Annotated in this window: 11 protein-coding genes; 2 read left to right on the top strand and 9 right to left on the bottom strand. The window is 47.5% G+C overall.

Annotated elements, in window-relative coordinates; translation table 11 throughout:
• Positions 1-27: 27 nt before the first annotated feature.
• From PK654_RS09565 to PK654_RS09590, 6 genes are all read right to left on the bottom strand, one after another.
• Positions 28-204 (bottom strand): hypothetical protein, encoded by a 177-nt coding sequence (locus PK654_RS09565; RefSeq protein ID WP_271695550.1) that lies wholly within the window; start codon positions 202-204, stop codon positions 28-30.
• A gap of 384 nt (positions 205-588) precedes the next feature.
• Positions 589-1,341 carry a 3-deoxy-manno-octulosonate cytidylyltransferase gene (gene kdsB / locus PK654_RS09570; protein ID WP_271695551.1) on the bottom strand — a complete coding sequence of 251 codons (753 nt, stop codon included), beginning with the start codon at positions 1,339-1,341 and terminating at the stop codon, positions 589-591.
• Positions 1,341-1,520, bottom strand: coding sequence for a Trm112 family protein (locus PK654_RS09575; protein ID WP_271695552.1), 180 nt, complete (start codon positions 1,518-1,520; stop codon positions 1,341-1,343). The genes kdsB and PK654_RS09575 overlap by 1 nt, the downstream gene beginning before the upstream one ends.
• Positions 1,501-2,508 (bottom strand): tetraacyldisaccharide 4'-kinase, encoded by a 1,008-nt coding sequence (gene lpxK, locus PK654_RS09580; RefSeq protein WP_271695553.1) that lies wholly within the window; start codon positions 2,506-2,508, stop codon positions 1,501-1,503. Before lpxK ends, PK654_RS09575 begins: the two co-directional genes overlap by 20 nt.
• Positions 2,509-2,513: 5 nt before the next feature.
• Positions 2,514-4,265, bottom strand: a complete 1,752-nt coding sequence (gene msbA, locus PK654_RS09585; RefSeq protein WP_271695554.1) for a lipid A ABC transporter ATP-binding protein/permease MsbA — start codon at positions 4,263-4,265, stop codon at positions 2,514-2,516.
• Positions 4,266-4,298: 33 nt separating this feature from the next.
• Entirely contained in the window at positions 4,299-6,569 is a 2,271-nt protein-coding gene (locus tag PK654_RS09590; RefSeq protein ID WP_271695555.1) for a DNA internalization-related competence protein ComEC/Rec2, read from the bottom strand.
• A gap of 8 nt (positions 6,570-6,577) precedes the next feature.
• Here PK654_RS09590 and PK654_RS09595 point away from each other — a divergent pair, with 8 nt between their 5' ends.
• Positions 6,578-7,087: a DUF2062 domain-containing protein gene (locus tag PK654_RS09595; protein WP_271695556.1), complete on the top strand. Its 510-nt coding sequence runs from the start codon at positions 6,578-6,580 to the stop codon at positions 7,085-7,087.
• Between the two features lie 122 nt (positions 7,088-7,209).
• On the opposite strand, the gene lolE is transcribed toward PK654_RS09595, so the two are convergent.
• The 3 genes from lolE to lolC are packed head-to-tail and all read right to left on the bottom strand — an operon-like array spanning position 7,210 to position 10,349.
• On the bottom strand, positions 7,210-8,460 hold the full coding sequence (lolE, locus tag PK654_RS09600; RefSeq protein WP_271695557.1) for a lipoprotein-releasing ABC transporter permease subunit LolE: 1,251 nt from the start codon (positions 8,458-8,460) through the stop codon (positions 7,210-7,212).
• 1 nt (position 8,461) lies between these two features.
• The gene (gene lolD, locus PK654_RS09605) at positions 8,462-9,148 is read right to left on the bottom strand and encodes a lipoprotein-releasing ABC transporter ATP-binding protein LolD (protein WP_271695558.1); all 687 of its coding nucleotides are present in this window, start codon (positions 9,146-9,148) and stop codon (positions 8,462-8,464) included.
• Positions 9,141-10,349 carry a lipoprotein-releasing ABC transporter permease subunit LolC gene (gene lolC, locus PK654_RS09610; protein WP_271695559.1) on the bottom strand — a complete coding sequence of 403 codons (1,209 nt, stop codon included), beginning with the start codon at positions 10,347-10,349 and terminating at the stop codon, positions 9,141-9,143. Before lolC ends, lolD begins: the two co-directional genes overlap by 8 nt.
• A gap of 201 nt (positions 10,350-10,550) precedes the next feature.
• Between lolC and PK654_RS09615 the strand changes: the two genes are divergently transcribed.
• A complete protein-coding gene (locus tag PK654_RS09615; RefSeq protein WP_271695560.1) occupies positions 10,551-11,120 on the top strand; it encodes a PilZ domain-containing protein in 570 nt (189 codons plus the stop codon).
• The last annotated feature ends 5 nt before the right edge of the window (positions 11,121-11,125 follow it).

The following is an 11,125-nucleotide window of genomic DNA, read 5'->3' on the forward strand; positions in this document are numbered from 1 at the left end:
AATGCGGTTTCTCTTTATCTGGCTAGCCTATTTCTGCCGTGGCTCTAGGTCTATCTCTCTGTGTTGTCCTTCTATTTTCCAGTGTTCATTCGGATCAAACACCTCATCACAAATATCAATGGAAAAGCCCATTTCAGCCACCTCTTTCAGGGTAAGATTATCGGCTAAGTTGGCTATTTCTCCCTTTTGATTATGCAGTTCCAATATACCCAAGTGACCTCAAAATGCAGTATTCAGAGCTTCATCAAGGTGTTCAGTTCAAGGAAGATAACTGTAGGAATGGCGCTCCCTTTCAAAGTTATCTGACACAGAAATGGGCGCCTTGATGAGCTCCCGAAGGGCGAGTTATATTGGCTCCTGCTCTGTGTTACTGATTCTTACCGTAGAATGACTATGGCTTCAAATCAGTGCCTTGATCAGAAGCCAATATATTCTCGCTGAAAACGCATCTTGAGGTTACTTGGGTATAACCACTCCCACAAACGAATGTGTACACTAATAACTATAGTTGCTATCCAACTATTAACAATCAACTCAATTAAATATTTTGAGTAAAAATAAAGGAGCGTTTCCGCTCCTCTACTCTGTTTATTGACCGGCGACTATTTTTCTTACCAGCTCTAAATCTTCAGGTGTATCAACTCCTGCAGGCGGAGCTTCTAGTGCTACTTCAACGTGGATTTTCTCGCCATACCAAAGCACTCTGAGTTGTTCCAGACACTCTATCTTCTCAAGAGCGCTCGGCTGCCAGTTTATATAGGTATTAATAAAACCGGCACGATAAGCGTAAATGCCGATATGTCTCATCAGCGGCTGCTCTATCTGCTTCTTGTCATCGCTGAAGTTATCTCTGTCCCATGGAATGGTTGCCCGGCTGAAATAGAGGGCATAGCCGTCTTTGTCCGCGACCACTTTAACCGCATTGGGGTTAAACACCTCTGACTCATGTTCAATCTCAACAGCTAATGTCGCCATAGGCGCAACACTGGAAGCGAGATTCTCTGCCACCTGACGAATATTACCCGGAGGAATCAGCGGCTCATCGCCCTGAACATTAACGATAATCTGTTGCTCATCAAGGCCCATTTTCGCCACAACTTCAGCAAGACGCTCTGTGCCTGACTCATGATCCGGCGAGGTCATACACACAGTAGCACCAAACTTTTTAGCGGCCTGTTCAACTCTTTGATCATCAGTAGCGATAATAACCTGATCCGCACCGGACTTAACTGACTGCTCATAAACCCATTGAATCATGGGTTTGCCGCCAATATCGGCTAAAGGCTTACCCGGCAAACGGGTTGACTGATAACGTGCAGGAATAACAACGGTAAAAGACATTATCTCCCCTCGTCCATATCCAGTGATCTCGCCTCAAACTCAAGAAGTACCGGAATTCCCTCTTTTATCGGATAAGCTAACCGGTCGAATTTACAGACAAGTTCTTGTTTCTTAGCATCAAAGGTCAGTTTTCCTTTGCAAAGAGGACAGGCAACAATTTCAAGCAGACGGTGATCCATAACTTTCCCTAACTTCTAATATTTTCTTAATAATTTTTGTTTGTTCGTTTGCAGAGAAACTAGCAGATACAGGTAAGTACCACCAGTTTTCCTTAGCATAAAATGCACACTTAACCGCATCTTTCTCCGTCATAATGACGTTTTTTCCTGCGGCTTCAAGGGGTTCAATCTGAGCAGGCTGAAAATCCTGATGATCGGCAAATCCCTGAGTTTTTACCAGATCTGCACCAAGGGCTTTCAGGGTTTTAAAGAACCGCGGCGGGTGGCCGATTCCGGCAAAGGCGACTAACGAATCCAGATCAGCAACAGGTCTCTCTTCACCTGTGAGCAGATTTACAGCCAGACCCGGTGACAGTGACATGGCAATTTCATCTGAACCAGCGGCATTACCATTGGCAATAACAAAGTCGACACTCTCCAGTCGATCCAAACCTTCTCTTAAAGGCCCTAAAGGAATATGGTGTTGATTGCCAAAACGACGTACGCCGTCCACTACCACCAGTTCAATATCCCGGTCGAGGGCATAGTGCTGTAAGCCATCGTCAGTAACGATAATATCAACATCCTGCTTAAGCAGGGCTTTTACGGCATTTGCCCTTTTAGGATCAACCGCGACAGGAGCCCCGGTACGCTGAAAAATCAGCATGGGTTCATCACCACAGGCTTTTGTTGAGGTTCCCTTATCCACCAGCAACGGGTATGAATCCGCTTTTGCCCCGTAACCACGCGATACCACTCCCGGTTTCAATCCGAGTGCCTGAAGCTGCTCTACCAGCCAGATAACGACCGGAGTTTTGCCGTTACCCCCGGCGGTAATGTTACCGACCACCACAACGGGAACAGGCGCTTTGTAGCTTAGCTCCCTTTGCTGCAGAAATTTATCTCTTCTGGCATTGGCAATCAATTTGTAAAGGGCACTCAGCGGCCTTAGCAAAGGCCACAGAATAAGACCGAGAAAATGATTTTGATACCAGATCTTTTCAACCATGCAGACTACTCACCAAACTGAATTCTGTGCAGTTGGGCATAGGCGCCATCTTTAATGTTAATCAGTTGCTGATGACTGCCCTGCTCAATTATCTCACCTTCATCGACAACCAGAATCTCATCTGCCTGTTCAATGGTAGATAAGCGATGGGCAATAACCAATACGGTTTTGTCCTTTTGCAGCTCTTCCAGTGCTGCCTGAATCGCTCTTTCTGATTCCGTATCCAGCGCCGAGGTTGCTTCATCCAGAATCAATACCGGAGCATCGCGCAGAAGCGCACGGGCAATGGCGATACGTTGGCGCTGACCACCGGACAGGCTGGCACCGTTTTCACCAATTACCGTATCAAAGCCTTGATCCATGTTGTTGATAAACTCAGTGGCGTGAGCCAGTTCAGCCGCCTTCATAATCTGCTCACGGCTATACTCTTTATCCGCGGCGTAAGCGATATTATTCGCAATGGTGTCGTTAAACAGGTGGACATTCTGGGAAACCAAGGCGAAATGTTGTCGCAGGTTAGCTAGCTGATACTCCTGTACATTTTTGTCATCCAGTAATATCTCACCGGAGTCTACATCATAAAAGCGGGTAAACAGGTTGGCGATTGTACTCTTACCTGAGCCGGAGCGACCAACAAGAGCGAGTGTTTTTCCAACCGGAATATCAAAACTGACCTTGTTCAGTGCCGGTTTTTCTTTGCCTTGATAAGTAAAGGTAACATCCTTCACCGACACCTTGCCTTCAGCGCGTTCAGTTTTATAACTACCGCTATCTTTTTCGGTTTCCAGATCCATCAGTGCAAACAGAGTCTGGCTGGCCGCCATACCTGTCTGGAACTGAGAAGTTACATTGGTTAGTGCCTTAAGGGGGCGCATCAGACCAAACATGGCCGAGAATACGACACCAAAGGTTCCCGGCGTAAGGGTATCGCGGATTTCATCAATACTGGCCAGATACAGCACCACAACTAGCGCAACAGAAGCAATAAGCTGAATAACCGGGTTGGCCATTGCCTGCGCGGCTACCAGCTTCATCGACTGCTGACGCATCTTATTGCTGACATTATCGAAACGGCTACGCTCTACATCTTGTCCGCCGTAGCTTAATACCACTTTGTGCCCTTTCAGCATCTGCTCGGAAGAGGTGGATACCACACCCATAGCGGTCTGAATATTTTTAGATATTTTGCGGAAGCGTTTTGACACCACACCAATAGCAACTGCTACAACCGGGGCAATGACCAGCAGTACCAGTGACAACTGCCAACTGTTCCAGAACATCAGCACCAAAAGGCCGATAATACTGGCCCCCTCTCGCACGATACTAACTAACGCACGACTGGTGGCGGCAGAAACCTGCTCGGAATCATAAGTAATACGGGACAGTAAAGCCCCCGTCGATTCACGGTCAAAAAAGCTCACCGGCATCTGCATAAAATGATTAAACAGAGCCCGTCTCATTCGCATCACAACATGACCGGAGACCCATGAAAGACAATAGGTAGAAACGAATCCACTCAACCCCCTCACTATCATCGCAGCAAAGATTATCAGGGGAAGTACTTTCAGAAAGTCGCTTTCCACATCACCAAAGCCTTCATCAAGAAGCGGTTTCAGCAGCGAAAGCATATAAGTATCGGATACTGCGTTGATTATCAGAGCAATGACTGCGGCAATAAGGCCCGCTTTATAGTCTCTGATATAGGTCCACAAACGTTTGAAAGTCTGCAGGGTTGTCTCATCATGTTGTTCTGACATAGAAATGCATTGTTTTTCGGCACAATAATCTGCCTATTCTACTCCCTTCCTCAGCATCTGCCTATACCAAGCCAGAGATTGTGTCGCTCTTAATTGTCTAACCCTGAAGCCCCTGCGGGAAAAATGGACTATTATCTGACCAGAATGGCCGGTATCCAGCAGTTCAACACCTAGTGATGAATAGCGCGCGGTTACCTTCTTGTTTGGCAACTCCCAGCGCCCGTCTCTGGCGGCAGAAGCAATGGCCAGTGAAGGAGATACAGCGCGGATAAAGCCCGACTTTGATGAACTATTACTGCCATGGTGAGGAACGATCAAAATATCAGCGCTGATTTTTTCCGGCTGCTGGGCCAGTATCAGTTCACTTACCGCATCAATATCACCGGTCAGCAAGACGCCGGATACGCCGTCACTGATGTGAATAACACAGGAGTGAGGGTTGTAGGCACGCGATACCATTTTCGGCGGCCAGAGCACTTTAAAATCCAACCCCCGCCACTGCCACATGGTATCCCTGACACAAGGCTGATAGCCGCCGAGGTACTGGCTGGCAAACCTAGTTGCCGGATTTAACCGCTGCTCAATCACCTTTCTGCCTCCTGCATGATCCGAATCCAGATGACTGAGAATTAGTCCATCCAGATTTCTGCTGCCCAAACGTTCCATAACGGGAATCACCACTGATTCAGCAATACTGCCGCGGGGCCATGCATCACCAGTATCATAGAGAATAAATTTTCCCTGCTTCTCAATAAGCAGCGACAAGCCATGACCTACATCCAAAACATTGAGCTGCCACTCAGTACTTACCGGTTCACTGTTATGCTCAGGCTCTCTCAGCCAGAGAAAAGGCAAAACGATAGCTATAAGTGCATTATTCACTCCCGCTGGCATCACTCCCCTGACCAATAAAACCACTATCAGAACAAGAGCAGTAAGCGCCAGTTCAGCAGGCATCGCCTGCCAGCCATCCATAGAAAAACCAATCGCCCACACAACCGGCTGCAACAAAAGATCAGCCAAACTCCAGAGCAAAAGCGATAACTCAGCAGTAATGGCACTAAGTAGCAGGGAGAGAAAAATCACCGGTACGACAATAAAGCTAAACCAGGGTATAAATATCAGATTGTAAACGGGGGAAAACAGACTGATACCGTCAAACAACAGTAAAGTAGAAGGCAGCAAAAGCAAAAAAAGCCCTGCCTGAAGCTTGATAGAAGCTATAAGTTTGCTGCCAGCCTGAATAGAAGGAACTTCAAGTAACATAAATATTGCACCGACCGCAGTAAAAGACATCCAGAAACTGGCAGAGAGAACCGACATAGGTGCAGAAAACAGAATCACAGCAACCGTCAGCCACAGTTTTAACCATGAGCTGTAGTTCATCCGGACAATGGTACAGAGGGAAAATATCAGGCACATAACTAAGGCTCGCACGGTCGGCAGACTAAAACCGGCCAGCCATGCGTAACCACAAGCTGAGAGAACACCACTAAAAACAGGCAACCAGTAAAGCGCCGGAATAACTAACCTCAACCCCCACCCCAGATACCAGCCAGACAAATAAGCAATACCAATATGTAAACCTGAAATCGCCACCAGGTGGATCAGGCCGCTCTGCTTAAGTTGTTGCCACAGTCCGGAACTGATATGGCTTCTGTCAGAAAAACTGAGCGCCAGTAGTATCCCCGCAGAGTCGAGTTTCTCAGTAACACGAAATACCCTTTGCTGTAACCATGCCCTGACTGAGTCACTCTGCTCCAGTCTTACACTTTTACTGTTATCACTGACAACGGCTTTTCCCTGCCAGTTTTGACTCAGATAATATTTTTCTTGATCGAATCCGGCCTGATTTAACTTTCCGTTTACCTTTTTTAGCTTAATATCCAGATTCCAGCGTTCGCCAAGCAGCAGTTTTAACGATTCGCCGGTAAACAGTTTTACCTGAGGCTGAAAAACGGCCGCCAGTTTTTGGTCATTTATTTTCTCAATGATAATTAAATATTCATATCCGTGACTTATTTGATCAAAAAAGCTGTTAACACGAGCATTTATGTTAATATCCTCACCTGCTTGGAAGAGGTTTTCGATTTTTTTCTGAAATAGATAGTTGTGTGAGAGAACAACACAAAACGCCAGAAACAGCGGATGAGTCCATTTCAGAGAAGAAAAACGCAGGCTTGCAAGGGAATAGAGCAGTAAGGCGAACAACCAACGCCAGTCCGGGGCAATTCCGGTATGGACTAGAAACAGCACAGACAGATTGAAAAGAACCAGATTCCAGTAGTTTACAAAGAGAGTCATTTTCCCCAATGCCGAAGAAGTTTATACAACGCTTTATGCCAGACCATGACGTAATCAAACGTCAGAAAGCACTCCGCATTTTTGGCAACGTGCTTTACAACCCTAATTTGTGGTGCCTGAACCGGAGATCCGCTTCCGGCGCTTTTGCTCTCGGGCTGTTTATGGCCTTTGTTCCCCTGCCAAGCCAGATGATTATGTCTGCAGGAATGGCCATTGTTCTCGGCGTTAACCTGCCTCTTTCTGTTGCTCTGGTCTGGGTCAGTAATCCGGTTACTATGCCGATCATGTTCTACTTCTGTTACAAAGTCGGCGCACTTATTCTTCATACCCCTTCACAGCAGTTTCACTTTGAATTGTCATGGGACTTCATCATGAATCAGATGAGCACCATTGGCCCCCCTTTCCTGCTGGGTTGTCTGGTATGTGGTATCGCCTGCTCTCTAATCGGCTATTTCGGTATCAGGGGGTTGTGGCGATACTCAGTCGTACGTAGCTGGCAGCAGAGACAAGTAAGATAGAAGAAATCAGCCATTATGGGCGTAAAAGATTAAGGCCACACAACGGAGTTAAAACTCTCTTTGTGTGGCCTTGTTATTTGTGACATTTAATCTGGATGCAAATCTCAGAAGTGAAGCCGCATCTACTTAGAACTTAATACTCTGGCCGGGTTCATCTGGCTGGCCTTCTGAGCCGGATACCAGGTAGCCAGCAAGCTAAGAATAATCGCCGTTGCTGAGACAACCAGGGTGTCAGCGGGACTGACCTGCGACGGTAAGAAATCAACAAAATAGATATCGCCTGACAGGAACTGATGTCCGATAGCATGTTCCAGCGCTTTAATCAGGCCGGTTAAGTTACTGGCCACCACCACACCAATTATACTACCGGCAATACTGCCGAGCACTCCGGACAACACCCCTAGCCAGATAAAAATACGCTTAATCAGCCCGTCTGTTGCCCCCATGGTTCTCAGAATAGCAATTTCAGCCGCTCTGTCTTTTACAGCCATCATCAAAGTAGAAACAATATTAAAGCAGGCAACACCAATCACCAGCACCATCACCAGATACATAATGGTTCTCACCAGTTGAATATCTCGGTAGAGAAAACCGTACTTCTGCTTCCAGCTCTTCAGATAAACATAGACATCCAGATTCCGGCCCACTTCCCTGACGATGGAAGGCGCATTGAGTACGTCTGTGGTCTTAATAGCAACACCGGTGACTTTATCGCCTGAACGGCTGTACTCCTGAGCATCAGACATAGGGATCAGTGCCAGAGAATGGTCAATCTGGCCAGCCAGAGAGAGAATACCACTCACCTTAAGGCGAATACGTCTCGGTGCCTGAACCTTAGTAACGGAGCGCCCTGAACTGGTAGGAATCATTAAGGTGACATAGTCCCCCTTTGTCAGCCCCAGATTATCGGCAATACCCTTGCCCAGAATGACCTGCTTTTCGCCGCCTTTCAGGTTCTGCCAGGCATCGTCCTGAATATAGCTGGCCAGACTGGAGACTCCTGACTCAAGTGAAGGCACAACCCCCCTCACTTCAATGGCTTTAATTTTCTGACCTTTTTCCGCAAGGGCGGTAAAACGCACATAAGGAGCAGCTGCTTCGACTTTGCTGTGCCCGACCGCTTTTTCAGCTACCTTCTGCCAGTTTTCAATGCCGCTGTTTACGCCTTCAAACTCACCATGAGGAATGACGGAGAGAACCCGGTTCTGCAGCTCACGCTCAAAACCATTCATGGCCGAAAGGCCGATAATAATTACCGCAACACCAACGGCAATGCCTATGGTCGAAGAGACTGAGATAAAAGAGACCAGTTTGTTTCTCTGTTTGCCCCGGCTAAAGCGGCGGCCGATAAGAAAAGATAAAGATGAAAACACGTTACTTATCCCCGCCTCCGGTCAGCAATCCGTCTTGCATATGCAGTTGTCTTTCCATCTTGCCAGCCAGCTCACCATCATGGGTCACCACCAGAAAAGCGGTGCCTGATTCCCGGTTTAGCTCGCGCATTAACTCATAGATAGAGAGTGCTGTGTTGTGGTCAAGATTACCGGTCGGTTCATCCGCCAACACCAGATCCGGGCTGTTAACCAGAGCTCTTGCGATAGCCACACGCTGACGCTCACCACCTGACAGCTCTGACGGCCTGTGTTCAAGGCGGTGATCTAATCCGACTCGTCCCAGCAAATCACGCGCTTTCTGTTTGGCCTTTTCGCTACTCTCACCGCCAATAAGCAGTGGCATAGCGACGTTTTCCAGTGCAGAAAAGTCAGCCAGCAGATGATGGAACTGGTAAACAAAACCGATATGGCGGTTGCGCAGCTTAGCCTGCTTATTAGCGGAAAGCTTCGCCAGATCTTGCTCGAGAAACTGAACTTCTCCTTCGCTGGCATCATCAAGGGCACCAAGAATATGTAACAGGGTACTCTTTCCGGAGCCAGATGTACCGATAATGGAGACCAGCTCACCCTTGTCAATAGAGAAGCTCACCCCCTTCAATACTTCCGTCTCCATCGAACCTTCACGATAGGTTTTACGGATAGAATGACATTGTAGAAGATTACTCATATCTTAAAGCCTCAGCAGGGTTTACCGATGATGCGCGGTAGGAAGGGAAAAGGGTTGCCAGCAGACTAAGCAAAATGGCCAGCACAACAACAGAGATTATCTGAACAGGGTCAATAACAACGGGCAGATGACCACCAATAGCAAACAGCGCCACCCCCATTGCCTGTAGTATCTGATTCAGGTTACTTGCCAGCAAAACACCCAGCCCGCCACCAACCAGTGCACCGATAACGCCGCTACTGGCTCCCTGTACCATAAACAGAGCCATAACCTGACGGTTTGTCATACCCTGAGTTTTCAGAATGGCTACTTCGGATTGCTTCTCCATCACCACCATAATCAGCGCAGAAATAATATTGAATGCTGCGACGCCGACAATCAGGCCCAGCATCAGCCCCATCATGTTTTTCTCCATTCGTACCGCCTGAAACAGCTCGCCTCTCTGCTCACGCCAGTCACTCCAGTGCCAGCCGTCAGCAAGTGGGGTTGTTGCCAGTTCAGATACCACAAATGGATCATCAAGAAACAGCCGCCAGCCGGAAATCGTACCGGGGCGGTACTTCATCAGTTTGGCAACATCATCCATATGGCCAATCATCAGTTGTGCATCCACATCTGATCCTGTGTTAAACAGGCCGGCAACGGTAAAGTTACGTTGGCTGGGAATTCGTCCCAGAGGGGTAAACTGACTAGCGCTAGTAACCATTAGCCTGACCTTATCACCAACCGTCACCCTGAGATTACGAGCCAATGTATGACCGAGAAAGACTCTGTACTTGCCCGGTTGCAGAGTGTCCAGAGTTCCCGACAGAAGATGATCAGAAATAGGGTCACTATCCAGAGGCTGGATGCCTATTAACATACCGGCAGAGAGCTGAGCCGGACTTTGAATAACCGCTTCGCTACGCACAATGGGCGCAGTCTGAACAACATGTGGCAGTTGTTCAATAAATTCCGGTACCTGCTGTTGCAGGGCAGTTTTATTATCAGTCTGAGAAATCACCGCCTGCGGCAACACGCCCAATATTCGCCCTTTTAACTGAGACTCAAAGCCATTCATAACCGAAAGCACGGTAACCAGAGAGAGCACTCCGATGGTAATACCAAGGGTAGACATAAGTGAGACAAAACGGCTGAACCTGTCACCTGAGCGCCCTCTGAGGTAACGAAGTCCGATATAGACCGAAACAGGATGAAACATAGATAAAAACCAAAATAAAATCAGCCCATAATGTAACGGTTAACGTCGCCCGTTTATAGGTTTATTTGGCAGAAATACAAACAAAAACAGGATTTTCCTACAATAGTAACGGGAGTTTTCTTGCTATGTTGGCTTAGTTGGCGATAATCAGAGAATTAGCCTGCCAGAAATCCTACTCTGGTGAACACAAGGAATCATGGTATGGACCAGCAAGAATTTTTTACTGTACACCACAAACTGACTGTTAACGTTGAGCCGTTAGCTGCCGACTTTGTGCTGCCGGAACAAAATATATTCGTTTCAGAAATTCCCGCTCCCTTTATTGTTGCCAGCGAGTTTAGTCAGGTAGACACGCTGGCGGAAAGGGCCATGAGCGAGCTTAAAAACAGTGACTTTAAACACCTGATTCAACTTATCGATCACCAGAACGGCAAGCTTAACCTGCTACTGACTTTTATGCTTGCCCAGCAGGATGATGAGAGCATTCGCAGTATTACCACCCGTTTCGGCGCCAGTCAGTTTACCTATATCGCACCTAAACAACTGGAAGTGGGGCAACTTGCCCGGGTAAAACTGTTTCTTGACCATCCGCCGGCCGCGATTTACTGCTATGCCAAGGTGGTTGAATGCGCCGAAGGCGAGCAGGGTTTTGAGGCTACCCTTACCTATAGCCTGCTTAGAGAACAGGATCAGGATTTACTGATTAAAGCAGCCCTGTACCAACAGCAAAAACTTTTACGACAACGCTCTAAAGAACGCGAAAACCAATAATTAAA

It is taken from the genome of Vibrio sp. SCSIO 43137 (genome assembly GCF_028201475.1).
In the GTDB taxonomy this organism is placed as follows: Bacteria; Pseudomonadota; Gammaproteobacteria; order Enterobacterales; family Vibrionaceae; genus Vibrio.

Bases quoted from the DNA above. Each gene is read 5' to 3' on its own strand.
- lolC (WP_271695559.1), bottom strand. From the start codon at position 10,349: ATGTTTCATCCTGTTTCGGTCTATATCGGACTTCGTTACCTCAGAGGG.
- kdsB (WP_271695551.1), bottom strand. From the start codon at position 1,341: ATGTCTTTTACCGTTGTTATTCCTGCACGTTATCAGTCAACCCGTTTG.
- PK654_RS09590 (WP_271695555.1), bottom strand. From the start codon at position 6,569: ATGACTCTCTTTGTAAACTACTGGAATCTGGTTCTTTTCAATCTGTCT.
- msbA (WP_271695554.1), bottom strand. From the start codon at position 4,265: ATGTCAGAACAACATGATGAGACAACCCTGCAGACTTTCAAACGTTTG.
- lolD (WP_271695558.1), bottom strand. From the start codon at position 9,148: ATGAGTAATCTTCTACAATGTCATTCTATCCGTAAAACCTATCGTGAA.
- lpxK (WP_271695553.1), bottom strand. From the start codon at position 2,508: ATGGTTGAAAAGATCTGGTATCAAAATCATTTTCTCGGTCTTATTCTG.
- PK654_RS09575 (WP_271695552.1), bottom strand. From the start codon at position 1,520: ATGGATCACCGTCTGCTTGAAATTGTTGCCTGTCCTCTTTGCAAAGGA.
- PK654_RS09615 (WP_271695560.1), top strand. From the start codon at position 10,551: ATGGACCAGCAAGAATTTTTTACTGTACACCACAAACTGACTGTTAAC.
- PK654_RS09595 (WP_271695556.1), top strand. From the start codon at position 6,578: ATGCCGAAGAAGTTTATACAACGCTTTATGCCAGACCATGACGTAATC.